15 protein-coding genes are annotated in these 16,988 nt (G+C 62.6%); 6 read left to right on the top strand and 9 right to left on the bottom strand.

What is annotated here, in order from left to right; genetic code table 11:
• Positions 1–82: 82 nt before the first annotated feature.
• Both KLP42_RS06835 and KLP42_RS06840 read left to right on the top strand, forming a co-directional pair.
• Positions 83–1,117: a helix-turn-helix domain-containing protein gene (locus KLP42_RS06835; protein WP_215565471.1), complete on the top strand. Its 1,035-nt coding sequence runs from the start codon at positions 83–85 to the stop codon at positions 1,115–1,117.
• A gap of 187 nt (positions 1,118–1,304) precedes the next feature.
• Positions 1,305–1,565 carry a Nif11-like leader peptide family natural product precursor gene (locus KLP42_RS06840; RefSeq protein ID WP_215565472.1) on the top strand — a complete coding sequence of 87 codons (261 nt, stop codon included), beginning with the start codon at positions 1,305–1,307 and terminating at the stop codon, positions 1,563–1,565.
• A 40-nt stretch (positions 1,566–1,605) separates the two neighbouring features.
• Here the strand turns inward: KLP42_RS06840 and KLP42_RS06845 are convergent, their stop codons facing one another.
• From KLP42_RS06845 to KLP42_RS06870, 6 genes are all read right to left on the bottom strand, one after another.
• Complete coding sequence (locus KLP42_RS06845) at positions 1,606–2,511, bottom strand: sugar phosphate isomerase/epimerase family protein (protein WP_215565473.1); 906 nt, start codon at positions 2,509–2,511, stop codon at positions 1,606–1,608.
• Positions 2,508–3,650: a sn-glycerol-3-phosphate import ATP-binding protein UgpC gene (locus tag KLP42_RS06850; protein WP_215565474.1), complete on the bottom strand. Its 1,143-nt coding sequence runs from the start codon at positions 3,648–3,650 to the stop codon at positions 2,508–2,510. Before KLP42_RS06850 ends, KLP42_RS06845 begins: the two co-directional genes overlap by 4 nt.
• A 37-nt stretch (positions 3,651–3,687) precedes the next feature.
• A complete protein-coding gene (locus KLP42_RS06855) occupies positions 3,688–4,575 on the bottom strand; it encodes an ABC transporter permease subunit (protein WP_215565475.1) in 888 nt (295 codons plus the stop codon).
• A 7-nt stretch (positions 4,576–4,582) separates the two neighbouring features.
• Positions 4,583–5,473, bottom strand: a complete 891-nt coding sequence (locus tag KLP42_RS06860) for a carbohydrate ABC transporter permease (protein ID WP_215565476.1) — start codon at positions 5,471–5,473, stop codon at positions 4,583–4,585.
• A 93-nt stretch (positions 5,474–5,566) separates the two neighbouring features.
• Positions 5,567–6,910, bottom strand: a complete 1,344-nt coding sequence (locus tag KLP42_RS06865; RefSeq protein ID WP_215565477.1) for an extracellular solute-binding protein — start codon at positions 6,908–6,910, stop codon at positions 5,567–5,569.
• A gap of 211 nt (positions 6,911–7,121) precedes the next feature.
• The gene (locus KLP42_RS06870; RefSeq protein ID WP_215565478.1) at positions 7,122–8,249 is read right to left on the bottom strand and encodes a glycosyltransferase family 4 protein; all 1,128 of its coding nucleotides are present in this window, start codon (positions 8,247–8,249) and stop codon (positions 7,122–7,124) included.
• Between KLP42_RS06870 and KLP42_RS06875 the strand changes: the two genes are divergently transcribed.
• Both KLP42_RS06875 and KLP42_RS06880 read left to right on the top strand, forming a co-directional pair.
• Complete coding sequence (locus KLP42_RS06875) at positions 8,240–9,847, top strand: glycosyltransferase (RefSeq protein WP_215565479.1); 1,608 nt, start codon at positions 8,240–8,242, stop codon at positions 9,845–9,847. The genes KLP42_RS06870 and KLP42_RS06875 overlap by 10 nt on opposite strands.
• On the top strand, positions 9,837–10,697 hold the full coding sequence (locus tag KLP42_RS06880) for a glycosyltransferase family 25 protein (RefSeq protein WP_215565480.1): 861 nt from the start codon (positions 9,837–9,839) through the stop codon (positions 10,695–10,697). The genes KLP42_RS06875 and KLP42_RS06880 overlap by 11 nt, the downstream gene beginning before the upstream one ends.
• Here KLP42_RS06880 and KLP42_RS06885 read toward each other — a convergent pair.
• From KLP42_RS06885 to KLP42_RS06895, 3 genes are read right to left on the bottom strand one after another with little or no spacing between them, the layout of a single operon-like run.
• Positions 10,665–11,777 (bottom strand): ABC transporter permease, encoded by a 1,113-nt coding sequence (locus tag KLP42_RS06885; protein WP_215565481.1) that lies wholly within the window; start codon positions 11,775–11,777, stop codon positions 10,665–10,667. The two genes, KLP42_RS06880 and KLP42_RS06885, sit on opposite strands and share 33 nt — an antisense overlap.
• A gap of 3 nt (positions 11,778–11,780) precedes the next feature.
• Positions 11,781–14,567 (bottom strand): ribosome-associated ATPase/putative transporter RbbA, encoded by a 2,787-nt coding sequence (gene rbbA, locus KLP42_RS06890; protein ID WP_215565482.1) that lies wholly within the window; start codon positions 14,565–14,567, stop codon positions 11,781–11,783.
• Positions 14,564–15,631 carry an HlyD family secretion protein gene (locus KLP42_RS06895; RefSeq protein WP_215565483.1) on the bottom strand — a complete coding sequence of 356 codons (1,068 nt, stop codon included), beginning with the start codon at positions 15,629–15,631 and terminating at the stop codon, positions 14,564–14,566. Before KLP42_RS06895 ends, rbbA begins: the two co-directional genes overlap by 4 nt.
• Positions 15,632–15,938: 307 nt before the next feature.
• Between KLP42_RS06895 and KLP42_RS06900 the strand changes: the two genes are divergently transcribed.
• Together KLP42_RS06900 and KLP42_RS27245 are read left to right on the top strand one after the other, a co-directional pair.
• A complete protein-coding gene (locus tag KLP42_RS06900; RefSeq protein ID WP_215565484.1) occupies positions 15,939–16,244 on the top strand; it encodes a hypothetical protein in 306 nt (101 codons plus the stop codon).
• Positions 16,241–16,978 (top strand): helix-turn-helix transcriptional regulator, encoded by a 738-nt coding sequence (locus KLP42_RS27245; RefSeq protein WP_215565485.1) that lies wholly within the window; start codon positions 16,241–16,243, stop codon positions 16,976–16,978. The genes KLP42_RS06900 and KLP42_RS27245 overlap by 4 nt, the downstream gene beginning before the upstream one ends.
• Positions 16,979–16,988 lie beyond the last annotated feature (10 nt).

Here is a 16,988-nt window from a genome sequence, read left to right on the forward strand (position 1 = left end):
CGTCATCCTCACCGTTGCCGCGCTGCGCCGGCCGGTTTCCGGCCGAAACCAGGGGCCGGGAAGCCGATCTTGGGGGATCGTTTTGACGACAGAGAGCATCGAGCACCAGATCATACGCTCGCAGGAACTGAGCCGCGATGAGAATTTCGAATACTGGCGGGCAGGGGTGGCCAGCCTGTTCGAGGCCCGTCCGACCAGGGACGAATTGTCGAGCTTCAAGGCGGATCTTGCCAGCTACAATCTCGGGCATTTTCTGATCGGCAAATCCTCCGCCAGCGCCCAGTCCTTCCACCGCTCCCGCGAACTTGTCGCTGCAACCGGTGTCGATCATCTGTTGATCCAGCTCTATGTGAAGGGCGAATGCGCCTACGATGCCGATGGCGGGCTTGCCACCGGCGTCGCGGGCGATATCGTCTGCTTCGATCTCAGCCGTCCGATGCAGAGCCAGACGACGGACATGGACATCATCAGCCTGATCCTGCCGCGCTCCATGCTGCGACTGACGCCGCGGGTGATCGATGACCTGCACGGCTCTCGCGTCCAGGGCTCGTCAACGCTCGGAATCCTCCTCGGCGAACACATGCTGTCTATGGCCAAGGTCGCGCCACGGCTGACCGGCGCGGAAGGGCGTCTCGCTGCGGAAGTGGCGTCCGTGCTGGTATCCAGCGGCTTCTCCGCCGCCGTCGCCGCCGAACGGGAAACGCTGGTGGACATCAATCTGCAGACCATCCAGCTGTTCATAGAACGCAACCTGACGAATCCGTCCCTCTCGACGGAGATGATCATGCGCCACTTCGCCCTGTCGCGTTCAGCGCTCTATCGGCTGTTCGAGCCCATGGGCGGCATTGCCAACTATATCCGCGACCGGCGCCTGCGTCTGGCCTATCTGAAGCTGACGTCCGTCGGAACCTCGCGCGGTTCCGTCGCGAAGCTTGCCTATTCCACCGGCTTCCCAAGCGAAAACGCCTTTTCGCGCGCCTTCCAGCAATATTATGGCGTCCGCCCGAGCGAAGCGATCCGCAATGCCGAGGCCGGCATCCGGCTCAAGATCGACCTGCAGGCCGCCAGCGACAACTGGATGCAGGCCTGGCTGGAAAGCCTCAGGACCGCCCCCTGACCACGCGGGGCCCGGGCAAGGCGTCAGAGCGTCCCAGAACGAGGCGAATTCGTCCCAGCCGTCGCAGCAGGCCTTTCCTTCCGCACCCGCAACGTTACACTTCCGGACGCAACAATTTTTAGCCGTCAGTTTCACCTGCCGCGGCAGGAATAGACAGTATTTTGATGTCCTGCCTTGAGGATGCCCAATGAGCTTCAGCGATCTGCAACGTTTCTGCGTCCGTCTGCGTGCCGACCGCATCCTCGAAGCAAGAATAGCCGCCGCGATGCAGCAGGGGACAGCTGCCGTCGTGGCGGTCGGCAAGCGTGCCGGCTATTCCTTCTCGGAGGAGGAACTTTCGGTCACGCTTGCCGCCCATGAGGCCCTGCGGCGGCTTACCGACACGACGCAAGGCGCCAGCATCCTCACCGGCGGTCTGGTTCCGGCATTGCCGCTCTCTCGCAGCTGAAGATATGTGGGCGGGGCTGTAGCCCCGCCGGTTGGCGGCATCAGCCGGCGGAGACCAGCGAAGCCAGCTGTCGTGCCCGTTCCAGGCAGCCCGGCTGCTGGTCCCTGAAGCGATGCGCATCGATTTCCATGATCAGGGTGGTATCCGGCAGGAAGGTCAGCTCGGCAAAGATCTCGTCCCATGCGATATCGCCCCAGCCGATCGGCAGGTGCAGGTCGCCGATGCCGAGTGCCGTGGCTTCGGCCGCGTGGAAGAACTTCTCCATCGTGTAGGGAAGGCCGAAGCTGTCATGCACATGCAGATGGCCGGTGACCGGTGCCATGGCGCGCAGCTGTTCGCGGAAATCCAGCTGCCTGAAGGTCGATTCGATATAGGCATGGCTGAAATCGATCAGCGCCACCAGATTGTCGTGGCCCACGGCGCGCACCGTCTCTGCCACCTGGCTCGGTGTCTGGCGGTATTGGCCGCTTTCGGTGGTGAAGATGTTTTCCAGCGCAATGCGCACGCCATAGCCCTTGGCGACTTCGGCCATTTCGAAAAGCGCCTCGCGTTCCATCAGGTCCAGATCTGCGCCGCTTTCGCCCTCGGCGAGCTGCGCTGCACCGGAGTGATGCACGAGAATGCCGGCGCCGAGACGGTTGCAGAGTTCGAGCATGGCACGCACCACCTTCTTCTGCAGCGCCAGATGCTGGCGATCCATGAAGTTGGACGAGATCTGCCCGTGCAGCGACAGCTTCTTGAAGCCATAGCCGCGAACGATCTCCTCGACCCGGCGGGAGCGGTCCTCGATGATGCGGCCGCCGGCGATGATCTCCTCGCCATAGATGCCGATCTCGCAGGCATCGGCACCCGTATCGGCGATTTCGCGCAGCGATGCATCGAGGATCGACAGATCGCCATGCCCGACGCGATTGCAAAAGCCGATGGCGGAAATGATCTCGTTCATGAAAGAACTCCCATGGTTTGTACGGAATGATGGGCGGCGGCGGGCGCCGCATCCGGCACAGGCGCATCCATCTCGATGCGGCGGCCGGTGTCGGTGTCAAAGAAATGCAGATGCTCGCTCGGCAGGAGCAGGGACAGCATATCCCCTGCCGTAACCACCGTATGATCATCGAGCGTGATGGCAAAGGGCTCGCCCTCGACCTCGCAATAGGCGACGCGGCCAACGCCGAGTTCCTCGACGAAATCGACGCGCGCCTGGACGCCCTCCTCCGCCGTCGCGGACAGGCGGCAATGCTCGGGCCGGATGCCGAACGTCACGTCCTGCCCGCGCTGCCTGGCGGCAAAGGCCGGGTCGATCGCCACCGTTGCACCGCCGAAACGGATGCTGGCGCTTTCCACCTCGACGCGGGTGCGCACGAGGTTCATGGCCGGCGCTCCGATGAAGGAGGCAACGAAGGTGCTGGCCGGCCGATGATAGATCTCCAGCGGACGCCCCACCTGCTCCACATAGCCGCGGTTCATCACCACCAGCCGGTCGGCAAGTGTCATGGCCTCGACCTGGTCATGCGTGACGAATACCGACGTGGCCGACAGACGCTGGTGCAGCTTGCGGATCTCGGCGCGCATGGAGATGCGCAGCTTCGCATCGAGGTTCGACAGCGGCTCGTCGAACAGGAAGACCTTGGGCTCGCGGATGATGGCGCGCGCCATGGCCACGCGCTGGCGCTGACCGCCGGACAGGGCTGCCGGCCGGCGTGCCAGATAATCCTGCAGGCCGACGATCTTTGCCGTTTCGGCGATGCGTCGCTCGCGCTCGGCCTTCGGCACGCCCGAAACCTTGAGCGCATAGCCGATATTGTTCGCCACCGACATGTGCGGATAGAGCGCATAATTCTGGAACACCATGGCGCAACCGCGCTCGCGCGGCTCCAGCCGATTGACCACGCGCCCGTCGATGGCGATCTCGCCACCGGTGATATCCTCCAGACCGGCGATCATGCGCAGCAGCGTGGACTTGCCGCAGCCGGATGGACCGAGGATGACGACGAATTCGCCGGATGCAAAGAAGAGATCGACGCCATGCAGGGCAGGGGTCTTGCCGTAGTTCTTGCGCACGGCGCGAATATCGATGTCTGCCATAGTTTCAAACCTTGTTTTCAGGGGCCGGGGCGCGGCGTCACTTGTCGGTGGCGACGAGGCCGCGGACGAACCAGCGCTGCAGCACGCCGACCACGACGAGCGGCGGAAGCATGATGAGCAGCGAGCCGGCAAGCGTGACATTCCAGTCCGGCGTGCCGTTATCGGCGGGAAGCAGGGAGCGCAGCGACATCATCACCGTCTTGTAGGACGGATCCGTCACCATCAGCAGCGGCCAGAGATACTGGTTCCAGCCATAGACGAACATGATGGTGGTCAGCGCCAGCATGTTGGTACGCGAGAGCGGCAGCAACATGTCGAAGAAGAAGCGCACGGGGCCGGAACCGTCCATGCGCGCCGCTTCCGCCAGTTCGTCCGGCAACGTCATGAAGAACTGCCGGTAGAGGAACGTGCCGGTTGCCGTGGCAATCAGCGGCAGCGTGAGGCCCGTATAGGAGTTCAGCAGGTTCCAGTCGACGCCGATCTGGATGCCGCCGAACAGAGACAGGATGAATTTCACCGGCTGCAGAAGGTCTGCCGCCACCGCATAGGTCGGCACGACGCGCACTTCGAGCGGCAGCATCAGCGTGATGAAGACGCTCCAGAAGAAGAGATGCTTCAAGGGCGAGCGGAAGAACACGATCGCGAAGGCGGTCAATGACGACAGGGCCACCTTGCCGGCCGTGACAAGCACCGCCATGATCAGGCTGTTGGTCATTGCGGTGCCGAGATCGGCCCGCTGCCAGGCCTGGGTGGCGTTGGCCAGGAACTGGTTCTCCGGCAGGAAGCTGAAGGGAATGGCATTGACCTGCTGCATGGTCTGGCTGGCGCCGGCGATGATCACCAGGAAGGGGCCGATAAGCAGGATGAAGCCGAGCACCATGATCGCATAGGTCACGGCATCGGCAATGGGGGTGCGTTGAATCATGTCGCCCTCACTTGTAGTGCACGCGCTTCTCGACGAAGCGGAACTGGATGAAGGTGAAGATCATGATGAGGCCGATCAGGATGATGCTCTGCGCCGAAGCGCCGGAATAGTTCAACCCCTTGAAGGCCTCGTCGACGATCCGGTAGACCATGACTTCCGTGCCATGGTTCGGTCCGCCTTCGGTCACGGCATGCACGATGCCGAACGTGTCCGCACCGACGAAACCTTCCGTCATCATGGTGACCAGCAGGAAGAACAGGGTGGGGGCAAGCAGCGGCACCTGCACGTCGATGGCACGGCGGAACGGCCCGGCGCCATCCATGGCCGCGGCTTCCCCGAGTGCACGCGGCACCGATTGCAGGCCGGCGAGCAGGAAGATGAAGGTATAGCCCGACCACTTCCAGATGAAGATGATGATGACCAGCGCCAGGGCATGTTCGCCATACTTCGCCGGGTTCCAGATGTCCGGCCACGCCGCGTTCAGCGTGGCGGCAAGCCCGCGTTCCGGCGACAGGATGAAGCGGAAGGCCATGCCTGCTGCCGGGCCGGCAATGGCATAGGGCAGGATGTAGAGGAACCGGAAGAAGCCGGAGCCCGGCAGCTGCCGATCCACCGCAATGGCCAGCACGAGTCCGATGGAGATGGCAAACAGGGGACCGACCGTGGCGAAGATCAGGCTGACCATCACCGAATTCCAGTAGAATGGATCGGAAAAGGCTTCCTGAAAATTGGCAAGGCCGACGAATTCGGCCGGTCCGCCAAACGGCGGCTCCAGGGTGAAGGCCCAGTTCACCACGGCGGCGACCGGCCAGTAGAAGAAGAAGAGGATCAGCAGAAGCTGCGGTAGGGCGAAGACGACCGGCAGCCACCAGCTCTTGAAAACGGCACGTTTTTCCATGAATTGACCAGAGCGCTCACAGGGAGACGGAATGCCCCGCCGCCATCAGGTCTAAAACCTTGCGGCCACGGGGCATTCGGCGATCGCGATCGATCAGTTCAGCTTCTGACCGGCATAGGTCTTTTCGAAGCGGCGCAGGATGGCATTGCTGCGGTCGGCCGCCTGGTCCAGTTCCTTCTGCACGTCGGCGTTCTGCATGAAGATCGCCTCAAGCGAGGTCGACACTTCCTTGCGGATCTGCGTGAAGCTGCCGAGGCGGATGCCGCGGGTGTTTTCTGAGGTCGGCGTGTAGGTCAGGCTGGCGATGGCCAGTTCGCGACCCTTGTAGGGCGCCTTGTCGTAGAAGCCGTTGGCCTTCATCGAGTCAAAGCCGGTCTTGGTCACCGGGATGTAGCCGGTTACCGTGGACCACCACTGCACCATGTCCGGCTGGCCAAGGAAGTTGAGGAAGGCTGCCGCGCCCTTGTATTCCGCTTCCGGACGGCCGGCCATCACCCAGAGCGAGGCACCGCCGACGAGCGAGTTCTTGCGCTCGGTGCCCTTCCAGACGGGAAGCATCGCAACATCCCACTTGACGCCTTCCGGCAGGGTCTTGCCGACGGTGCCGTGGTCGGCGATCGAGGTCTGGATCATCTGGCAGGTCTGCGAGGTGAAGGCCGGAACGATGTCCATGCCGAGCTGCTTGGTCTTGACGACGAACAGCTTTTCATCCTGCATCTTCTTGAAGAACTTCACGTGGTCGACGAACTTCGTCTTGTTGAAGACGACTTCGGCATCAAGGCCTTCATAGCCGTTGGCCTTGGTGGCGATCGGCTGGTTGTGGATGGCGGAGAACTGCTCCAGCAGGGGCCAGGTGTCGAAATTGAAGCCGAGCGGGCACTCGTAACCGGCAGCCTTCAGCTTGCGGGCGGCTTCCTCGACATGCTCCCAGGTGTCCGGCTTGAAATCGATGCCGGCCTTCTCGAAGGCGCTGACATTGTAGTAGAACATCGCGGTCGAGGAGTTGAACGGGAAGGACTGAAGTTCGCCCGAAGCGGTGGCATAATAGTTGGCGATGCCGCCGAAATAGTTGTTCCAGTCGATCTTGTAGCCGTTGTCGGCCATCAGCTTCTTGGCCGGAATGAAGGCCTTGGAGAGCATCAGGTCCAGCGTGCCGGCATCATAGATCTGGGTGATGGCCGGATGCTTCTTGGCGCGATAGGCAGCAATCGTGTTCTGCAGCGTGGCGTCGTAACCGTTCTGCGAGGTGCAGACGATCTCGAAGTCGTTCTGGCTGGCGTTGAACTTCGAGCATGCTTCCTGCACGCGGTCGCCCAGATCGCCGCTGAGGCCGTACCAGAATTCGAACTTGGTCTTTTCGGCAAAGGCCGGGGCAACGCCCAGAGTGGTTGCGGCCATCAGGCCGGCAAGCGCGGTCTTCAGAACAAACAGTTTCATCGCAAAGTGCCTCGTTTCGGGAAATGAGTTTCCGGCCGGTATCCCCCCGGAAATCAGGGGGCTGTGTAACGGGCATTTGTGATGGCTCAGCCACGGATCGGTGACGCAACCGTGAAGTTTTTCTTCCGTTTCGATGACAGCGCCGCCTGCGGCGGCACCCTGCCCGGCGCCATGCTCCCGGGGCGGACTGCGGTTGCGGGCCGGCAGGAGGTCATGTTGGCTCTTCAATCCCGGCAAGCGCCATGCGCACGGCCTCTCGTCTGGCCTCATCGCCGAAGTTGGTCAGCACGAACGTCCTGCCGGCTTCCCGCAATCGCATCCTCAGCGGCGCGTCGGACAACACCTTCGCCAGCACCGCTGAAAACTGTTCCGGCGTTTCAGCTCTGAGGTAATGGCGCCCAGGTACAAGATCCAGACCTTCCACTGCCTTTGCAGTGGCCACAACAGGGCAACCGACCGCCAGAGCCTCCAGCACCTTCAGGCGCGTACCGCCGCCCTGACGCAGCGGGATGGCTGTCACCGAAGCCGTTGCATAGGCCTGCGCCAGATCAGGGGGATCGGACGTCAGTCTGGCGCCACAGGCGGCAACCAGGCGCTGCAGCTTGCGACCCGGCCCACGTCCACACACATGAAGGCGGGCGCCCGGCATGATCCGTCGCAGCCGTGGCATGATCTCCAAGGCAAGCTCCCGCACCGCCAGCTTGTTCGGGCCGTACCCCAGATGGCCGACGAACAGGACATCGCCGCCCTCAGCGCAACATTCAGCGGAAGCGGCGAGGCTCCAGGCTGGGATCGGATTGGCTACAACGAAGACCGGGCGGTCGATACCGATGGACTGCACAAGACGACGGTCAGCGTCGGAGCACACCCACAGTGATGTTGCGCACTGCGCCACTCGCCGATCCGCCTCGACCGCCTGCCTCACCCGCTTTTGCAGTACCAGAGCGGCAACCGGCCGCATCATGCGAGGCCAGCGTGCCAACCGCATCTCCCGATAAAGACGGGATTCCACATTGTGAAAATCAACGATCAGCGGAAGGGTAGGCTCGACACGGCGAACAGCTTCGACGGCCTGAAGCAATGTAACGCTTTCGAACAGCACGGCGCGCGGCTTCACATCACGTATGATATACAAAAGCTGTTCAATACCCTCCTTTTCAAGAGGGGCGACTGTTGCGGCGCGGCCACTTTTCTTGTCCGTCGTTACTTTTCTCTTGAGAAAGATTCGACTTACGCTAGAAAAATTCGACATGTTCAAGTAGTTGGCCCCGTCGCGCAATTCGCGACCGGACGCCTGATTTTCATCCTGTTCCAGACTTACCTGCAGATATGTCATCATATTTTCCGAGGTCTATTCCGCGCATCATCCACCAAACCTGGAAGACGCATCCCGTACCTCCGGATAAAGGCGACACCGGGAGCTGGCAACGCCTCAATCCGGATTGGGATTACCGTTTCTGGGATGATGCAGCCCTTAGGCAATTCATGGCGGCCGAATTTCCGGATCTGCTGCCGCTTTTCGACGGCTACTCCCGGCCTGTCCAGCGCGCGGACCTTGCACGTTACTGCCTGCTCAAGCGCTTCGGTGGCGTCTACACGGATATCGACACCCGCTGTCTCGCGCCGCTCGCGCCGCTCGCAGAAGACACGCGGATCATCCTGTGCGAGGAACCGCCGGAACGGCACCACCACGCCCAAAGGCGCGGGCTGCCGACACTGTTTTTCAATGGGGTCATGGCAAGTCCGGCCGGACATCCATTCTGGGATAAGGTCATCGATCTTTGCGTGCGGATGTATCCGCGCAAGAATGGCGACGTGCTGGAAACAACCGGACCATTGCTGCTGACAGCGGCGGTTCTGCAATGGCCGGATCAGGATGCGTTCAGGCTCCACTCATCACACCTCTTTGCCGAACGCGAGGGCACTCCGACCGGCAACAGGCATGGCCATTGGCAGAATACCGCGTTCTGCGAACACTTCTGGAACGGCAGCTGGTTTCGTGAAAAGCGCCCGAATGCGATGCGGCGCAGCGTGACGGCACTTCGCAAGCTGCGTCACGCCATGTCCGGACGCAAGCTGTTGCTTTCCGACGCCCGGCAGCGGATCGATGCACCATTGCTTCTTCGCCCTCTGGCCGATGGGCAGGAACTGCCGGAAACGACAATCCTGGTGCCCGTGCGAAACGGGGCCGCGACACTTCAACGAAACATCGAGCAGATCCTGAACCTCGATTATCCGAAACAGCGGCTTCACCTCGTCTATGGCCAGGGCGACAGCACCGACAATACCTCCTCCATCATCGCGGACCTTACGGCACGATATGCCGAAACATTCGCCAGCCTCACCAGCGTTAGAACCGACCGTAACGCGCCGCACCTCGCCCATTCCCGGCGCTGGCGGCAGGCCTATCAGTTCCGCAGGCGCGCAGGGCTTGCGCGGGCGCGCAACGATCTGTTGCAGCAAGCCATGGGCCTGACCTCGGCAAGCAGCTGGTTCCTGTGGCTGGACTCCGACGTCATCGGGCTGCCGTCCAACCTCTTGCAGTCCCTTCTGGCTGCCCGTTCCAAGATCGTAACGCCGGATTGCGTGCTTGCGATGGATGGGCCCAGTTACGATCTCAATGCCTTTCTCGATGTCGGTGAGCCGAACGACTGCGAATATTATCGACACCTTCACGGCGGCATTCTTCAGCCTCCGCCGCACTACTGGGTTCGCCGTCATCTCCATGATCTGCGCTATCTGGAACAGGTTCCACTGAACGGTGTCGGCGGCACGGTTCTGCTTGTCCATTCCGATGTGCACCGGTCCGGCCTCATCTTCCCCGAAATTCCCTATCGCGACCTCCTTGAGACGGAGGGGTTCGGCCAGCTCGCGCGCGATCTCGGCGTGACCCCGGTCGGTCTGCCGCAACTAAAGGCAATCCACGATGCGTCCTGATCAACCAGAACCGACAGAAACCGGCATCATCATCCTGACCTGCAGCCGATCGCCGGCGGCGCGGGTGAATGGTGCACTCGCGGAAGCCGCAACATTGTTTCATCCGCATCAGATCCATCTTGCCCACGGCTTCATCAGCACGGACGAAGAGGTGGATCGGCTTTTCGACATCGGCAAGGCAAGGCGCTGGAGCAAACACATGCCGACCCGCAGCGAGATGGCAGCCTATGCCACGCATCGGCTTGGCTGGCAGACATTGCTGGCACGGGACTGGCAATATGCCTTGCTGCTCGAGGATGATTTCCGGTTTCATACCCCCGAGATCGTTCACCAGGCCGTGCAGCGGGCGCCAGCGCTGCTGGCAGATGGGCGTCACATGATCAAGCTGTTCGATTTCCCGCGCGACCGCTCGCGCCATGTCGGCATCGAAACCGAGATTGCCGGCCTGCCGCTGGTCAAGTGGAAACGGACCAGGGCCGGGCTGGTCGGCTACCTCATTTCGCGCGAAGGCGCAGCGCGCTTGCTGGCGCGGGAGCGGGTTTTTCGCGTCGTGGATGAGGATATCAAGTTCTTCTGGGAAATCGGCCTCGACATCTGGTCACTGCCCGGCAACCCCATTCGTGAAGCGGCGTCCGATCTTGGCGGAAGCTTATTAGAGAGCGACCGCAAGGGCGCACGCCGCCGCAATCTCCTGCGATCGATCAAGGGCATGGCCCTGACCCTGCACCGGGATTGGCACACACGCCGCCACTATGCCCGCTATCGGAAGGCCTTCCTGCAGCGTCAGGCGGCGGCTCTGACATCGGCTCCGCCGCCCCTATCTCAGGAATTTGCGGAAGCGGCGGAGTGAGAAGATGAACAGCACGGTGCCGATCAGCACCAGGGCGAGAAGCTGCGGCCAGACGACCGAGAGCCCGGCGCCCCGGAAAAGGACGGATTGGGCGAGGATGACGAAATGGGTGTTGGGCGCCGCCAGCATGATGTCCTGAATGATCTGCGGCATGCTTTCGCGCGGCGTCATGCCGCCTGAAAGCACCTGGAGCGGCAGAAGGATCAGCATCATCAGCAGGCCGAACTGCGGCATGGAGCCGGCCACCGTGGCAAGGAAGATGCCCATGCAGGTGGTGGCGAAGAGCTGCAGCACCGCGGCCAGAAGGAACAGCGTCAGAGAGCCCTGGATCGGGATTGCCAGCCAGCCCTGCACCACGACAATCAGCGAGAAGATCGTCGCCAGCAGCACCACCAGTCCCATGGACCAGACCTTGCCGAGCATGATCTCTGTCGGCGTCACCGGCATGGCGAGCAGATGCTCGATCGTGCCGTGCTCGCGCTCGCGAATCAGCGCTGCCCCGGTCAGGATGATCGACAGCATGGTCACCGCCTGGATCACTTCGTTCACGCCACCGAACCATCCCTTGTCCAGCTGCTGGTTGAAGCGGGCGCGCAGAACAAGATCCACCTGGTTCGAGCTTGCACCGCGATAGCCGTCGAGGAACTCGCTCACTTCGCCGGAGACGATCGACTGCACGTAGCTGCCGCCGGTAAAGGCCTGCGTCATGCGGGTCGCGTCGATGTTCAGCTGGATGGTCGGAGAGCGGCCGGCCAGCAGGTCTCGCTGGAAGTCGGGCGGAATGTCGAGAACGAAGGTATCGAGCCCGGCATCCATGCGCCGGTCCATTTCCTGCTGCGTGACGAGCTTCGGCACGACGAAATAGGGCGGCGAGAAGGCCGTGATAATGCGTGAGGACACCGGAGACTGGTCCTCGTCCACCACGGCGATGGCTGCATGATTGAGACTTTCCGGCGTCGCCGTCGAGGCCGTGTAGATCGACAGCGTGAAGGAATAGACGATGAGGATCAGCATCACCGGGTCCCGCAGCAGGCCGCGCAGTTCCTTGATGCCGAGGTGGAGGACGTTGGCCAGTCGCATGGGTCAGCCCGCCTGCTTTTTCAGGAACAGGGTGCCGAGCCCCAGAAGCACCGGCACGGCACATAGAAGCGGCACGAAGGAGCCGATGAGATCGCCGAAGGCCAGTCCCTTGGAAAAGGTGCCGCGGGAAATGGTGACGAAATAGCTGGTCGGATAGATCTGCCCGATCACGGCACCGGCCCCCTGCAGGGAGGACACCGGATCGATCATGCCGGAATACTGCACGGCCGGAATGAGCGTGATCAGCGTGGTGGCGAAGATCGCGGCAATCTGCGAGCGGATGAAGCTGGAAATCAGCAGGCCCATGCCGGTCGCCGCGATGACATAGATCAGCGCCGCAAGGCCCAGCGTCGGGAAGCTGCCGGTCAGCGGCACCTGGAAGATGAAGACGGCGAAGGCAACCAGCATGGCGAAGTTGGCCATGGCCAGCACGACATAGGGTATCTGCTTGCCGAGCAGGAATTCCAGCCGCGTCACCGGCGTCGCATAGAAATTGATGATTGAACCCAGTTCCTTCTCGCGCACCACGCTGAGCGCCGCCAGCATGGCGGGGATCATCATCAACAGCAGCGGGATCACCGCCGGCACCATCGCCACCAGGCTTTCCACGCCCGGATTGTAGCGATAGCGCAGGGCGAGCTGGAAACTGCCCTGCGTTGCGGCATCGCCGTAGAGCAGCCGCGCCTTCTGCTGCAGCCAGGCCGCGTGAATGCCCTCCACATAACCCTGAACCGTTTCGGCCCGCGTCGGCATCGCGGCGTCGATCCACGCCGCCACCTGCGCCGCGCCGCGCCCGCGCTCCACATCGCGCCCGAAGCCGGGCGGGATTTCGATTGCAAGGCTCAGTTCGCCGCTGCGCATGCGCCGGTCCAGATCCTCATAGTCGCGGATCGGCGCCATCTCGATGAAATAGCGCGATCCGGCGATCTGCAGGGCGTAATCGCGGCTGAGCGTCGTGTCGTCGCGGTCAAGCACCGCAAAGGTCAGGTTGTTGACGTCAAGATTGATGCCATAGCCGATGACGAACATCAGGATGACGCTGCCGAGGATGGCAAGCGTGGCGCGGATCGGGTCGCGGCGCAGTTCCAGCGTTTCCCGCTGGGTATAGGCAAACATCCGCCGCAGATCGAAGGGGGCCGCACGTCCGGCGGGCGGCGGTTCCGCACGAGGCTGCGGATCCGGTGCCCCGGTCACCGCAGGCGCCGTCGCGGCCGTTCCCGTCGCCTCTTCAAGATAGGCGATGAAGGCCTCTTCCAGCGTCTGCGCCGAGCGCGCCTTGACGATCGCGGCAGGCGTATCACTGACCAGAACCTTGCCGGCATGCATCAGGGAAATCCGGTCACACAGTTCCGCCTCGTTCATGAAATGGGTCGAGACAAAGATCGTGACACCATCCTTGCGCGACAGATCCGCGAGGATCTGCCAGAAGCTGTCGCGCGCCACCGGATCGACGCCGGAGGTCGGCTCGTCCAGGATCAGGATGTCCGGCGCATGGATCATGGCCACGGCCAGCGACAGGCGCTGGCGGATGCCGAGCGGCAACGCATCCGGCAGGCTGTCGACCACCTCGACGAGACCGAAGCGGGCGAGCATCTGGTCGATCCGGGCTGGAATGGCATCCGGTGCCATACGAAACAGACGGGCATGCAGGTCGAGGTTCTGGCGCACCGTCAGTTCCGAATAGAGCGAGAAGGCCTGGCTCATGTAGCCGATGCGACGGCGCACATCGATATCCTTCGGATCGACCGGACTGCCGAACAGGCTCGCGGTTCCCTCGCTTGCGGCGAGCAGACCCGTCAGCATCTTCATCGTGGTTGTCTTGCCGCAGCCATTCGAGCCGAGAAATCCGAAGATCTCGCCCTTGCGGATGCGAAAGCTGACATTGTCGACGGCGGTGAACCCGCCGAAGCGCATCGTCAGGTTTTCCGCCTCGATCGCCACATCCTCGCCAGATCCCCGGGCGTCGCGCGGCGGAATGACGAGCTGCGCATGCCCCTTGCGCCTCGCCTCCGGCAGAAGCGCGATGAAGGCGGCATCCAGATTGTCGGTGCCGGTGCGCGCCAGTAGTTCGGCGGGGGTCCCGGTCGCCAATATGCGTCCGCCATCCATCGCCACAAGCCAGTCGAAACGTTCGGCCTCCTCCATGTAGGCGGTGGCGACGACGACGCTCATGCCGGGCCGGTCGCGGCGAATGTCATCGATCAACTCCCAGAACTGCCGGCGCGACAGCGGATCGACGCCGGTGGTCGGCTCGTCGAGGATCAGCAGGTCGGGATCGTGCACCAGAGCGCAGCAGAGACCGAGTTTCTGCTTCATGCCGCCGGAAAGCTTGCCGGCCGGCCGGTCGGGAAAGGGCGCAAGCCCGGTACGCTGCAGAAGATCGGCAATGCGGGCCTGCCGTTCTTCCCGGTTCTGGCCGAACAGCCGGGCAAAGAAATCGACATTCTCCGTCACCGACAGGGTGGAATAGAGGTTCTTGCCGAGACCCTGCGGCATGTAGGCGATCCGCGGGCAAATCCTGTCGCGATGCGGGCGCGAGGCGATATCGCCGCCCAGAACCTCGATCCGCCCCGCCTGCATCACCTGCACGCCGGAGATCAGCGACAGCAGGGTGGATTTCCCGACGCCGTCCGGCCCAATCAGGCCCACCATGCAGCCGGCGGGAAGATCAAGGCTGACATCAAGCAGGGCCTGTGTCTTGCCGTGATGAAAGCCCACCTGCTGCAGCCGCACGACGGGTGCCGCCTCCACCTGCGCACTTGGCGCATTCTGGTGTGCCGTCGACCTCATTGCACGACACCCGGCAGCTTGGCGGGCCATGCCGCATTGGCATCAAGCTTGACATAGGCCATGCCGGGAAGCCCCGTCTTGACCTGATGGATGTATTTTTCCAGCAGAGCCTGCGGAATGCGCGCCTTGATGCGGAACATCAGCTTCTCGCGCTCCTCCTCTGTCTCCACGGTCTTCGGGGTGAACTGCGCGACATCGGCAACGAAGGTCACCGTGGCGGGAATGGAAAACTGCGGCGCGGCGTCGAGAACGATGCGAACCTCGGTGCCGATCGCCACCCGTCCGGCCTCGGCTGTCGGCAGGAAGAAAGTCATGTAGACGTCGCTCAGATCAACCAGATTGAGTACGCGGCCGCCGGCGGCCAGCACTTCCCCGGGTTCAGCCACCCGATACTGAACGCGGCCCGGCCGAACGGCCTTCAGCGTGCTGTCGTTGATGTCGGCCTCGATGCTGGCAACCGATGCCCTTGCCGCCTCAACCGCCGCCTCCTGATGCACCACCTGTGCCTTCGCAGCACTGATTGCCGCTTCGGAAGCCGCCAGTTCCGCCTTGGCGGCGGCCACGGCCGCGCGGGCCGATTCCGCATCGGATCGATCGTCGTCCAGCACCTGCTGGGTGGTGACATTGGATGATGCCAGCTGCTCGGAACGGGCGAGCTTGCGTTGCGCGCCATCCAGAACCGCCTCGCGCTGGGCAACGGTCGCGGCGGCGGATTCGCGCTCTGCCACACGCTGCGTCACGGTGCTGTTGGCCGTATCGATGCCGATGACTGCCTGTTTCAGCGTCGCTTCGGCCTGCCGCCGCTGCGCCTCCAGCTGGACGGTGTCCATGCGCGCAAGCACATCGCCCGGCTGGACGAAATCCCCTTCCTGAACAAGGATTTCGCTGATGCGGCCCGCCGTCTTGGCGGAAACATCGATCTCGGTCGCCTCAATGCGGCCGTTACCCGATGCGATGCCGACCGGCAGTCCGGCTTCGCTATACTGCGTCCAGGCATAGTAGCCGCCGGCTATGCCTGCCGCGACGATGGCGAGGGGAATCCATCCCGTGATCTTCTTCATCATATCGCTCTCCGGCGCAGCCTCGCGCCCCAAAACCAGACTTTCTGAAATGAACGCCGCAGCAGGCCACCCCCCCGGAGGACCACATCCGCGCCTCGACCGGCGGCAACTCTGGCGCATCTTCCGATGCTGGATGGGCCAGAGTGGCCGCGCGGGTATGACAACAGATCTAGTGGAGCCGACAGGACGACAGATTGATCGGAATCAAAACGAGGCAACAGAAACGTGACTGAATGTCCGTGAGCAACGGAGGGCAACCGATGGGCGAGGCGAGGTAGAGGCGGTCTTCCACCATCACAATGGATGCCCGTTGCGCCATGTCATGGCCGGCACGCTGACGACGATCCTGAGACTGAGCGGGAAATATCCAGAATGGCGAAGATTAGCTCTAGCAGAGACCATTAAATTAGCATTACATACATTCATCTCCATCACTGGTTTATCGTGCATGACGCCGCAGCCTGACTTGCCGTTCAGCCCCCTCTTCGCCGCCACCGGTTGGCCAACCTCCGGCAACTCCCGTGCGGACCGCGCACTGGCGGCAGCGCACGGCAAGACGCGGGCAGTGGCCTTTCCTGTGTGGCTGTCCGCATCGCTGCAGGGAGACGTGCCGTGACGCTCAATGTGTCGCCATCAGGCATCCGGGTTACGGCCGAACGGCATGCGGCCGTCAGCGAATTGCTTGTCAACGCCACATGCATGGCGGATGTCACCGCGGCTTTCGGCTATCTCGCGCTGCATTTCGGCTTTCGGTACTTCATCCTATCGAAGCGTCCGTCCGACACCGACCGCCAGCTGCTGCCTCTGGTCGTCGCCACGAACACGCCGCTGGAATTGCTGGAGGAATTCGATGCCGACCGGCTTCTCAACACGGCCTCCTTTTCACGCATGCTGAACGCCGCGCGGCTGCCGGTGTGCCTGAACATACCGGGGCCGCATCTGTGTCCGCCCACCATGATCGAGCTGATGGTCCGGCACAGTGCGTCCACACTTGCAGCCATTCCTCTGCGATCGGCGGATGGAGGGCATTACATGATGGCGCTGTCCGGCGACCGTCCGTTGCTGACCCTGTCGGAACTCAACGAACTCGGAATGCTGACCCTCAGGGCCTTCAGCCTCTATGAGTGGACGAAACACAGCGGCGAGGGCGGCGTGACAACCCTCACCAGCCGCGAGACCGAAGTCTTGCGCTGGGCCTCTCTCGGCAAGACATCCGTCGAGATCGGGCAGATCCTGACCTTGTCGGACCACACGGTTACCTCTCACCTCAACAGCACGATCCGCAAGCTCGACTGCGTGAATCGCGCGCAGGCGGTGGCCAAGGGGCTGCGTCTCGGCCTGATCGAGTAGTTTCCGGCGC

This window comes from Rhizobium sp. CSW-27 (genome assembly GCF_018760785.1).
Lineage (GTDB): Bacteria > Pseudomonadota > Alphaproteobacteria > Rhizobiales > Rhizobiaceae > Neorhizobium.

What these genes read in the sequence shown, in the direction of transcription:
- KLP42_RS06870 (WP_215565478.1), bottom strand. Translation starts at nt 8,249, where the DNA reads ATGATGACATATCTGCAGGTAAGTCTGGAACAGGATGAAAATCAGGCG.
- KLP42_RS06845 (WP_215565473.1), bottom strand. Translation starts at nt 2,511, where the DNA reads ATGAACGAGATCATTTCCGCCATCGGCTTTTGCAATCGCGTCGGGCAT.
- rbbA (WP_215565482.1), bottom strand. Translation starts at nt 14,567, where the DNA reads ATGAGGTCGACGGCACACCAGAATGCGCCAAGTGCGCAGGTGGAGGCG.
- KLP42_RS06895 (WP_215565483.1), bottom strand. Translation starts at nt 15,631, where the DNA reads ATGATGAAGAAGATCACGGGATGGATTCCCCTCGCCATCGTCGCGGCA.
- KLP42_RS06880 (WP_215565480.1), top strand. Translation starts at nt 9,837, where the DNA reads ATGCGTCCTGATCAACCAGAACCGACAGAAACCGGCATCATCATCCTG.
- KLP42_RS06840 (WP_215565472.1), top strand. Translation starts at nt 1,305, where the DNA reads ATGAGCTTCAGCGATCTGCAACGTTTCTGCGTCCGTCTGCGTGCCGAC.
- KLP42_RS06875 (WP_215565479.1), top strand. Translation starts at nt 8,240, where the DNA reads ATGTCATCATATTTTCCGAGGTCTATTCCGCGCATCATCCACCAAACC.
- KLP42_RS06860 (WP_215565476.1), bottom strand. Translation starts at nt 5,473, where the DNA reads ATGGAAAAACGTGCCGTTTTCAAGAGCTGGTGGCTGCCGGTCGTCTTC.
- KLP42_RS06885 (WP_215565481.1), bottom strand. Translation starts at nt 11,777, where the DNA reads ATGCGACTGGCCAACGTCCTCCACCTCGGCATCAAGGAACTGCGCGGC.
- KLP42_RS06855 (WP_215565475.1), bottom strand. Translation starts at nt 4,575, where the DNA reads ATGATTCAACGCACCCCCATTGCCGATGCCGTGACCTATGCGATCATG.
- KLP42_RS06850 (WP_215565474.1), bottom strand. Translation starts at nt 3,650, where the DNA reads ATGGCAGACATCGATATTCGCGCCGTGCGCAAGAACTACGGCAAGACC.
- KLP42_RS06865 (WP_215565477.1), bottom strand. Translation starts at nt 6,910, where the DNA reads ATGAAACTGTTTGTTCTGAAGACCGCGCTTGCCGGCCTGATGGCCGCA.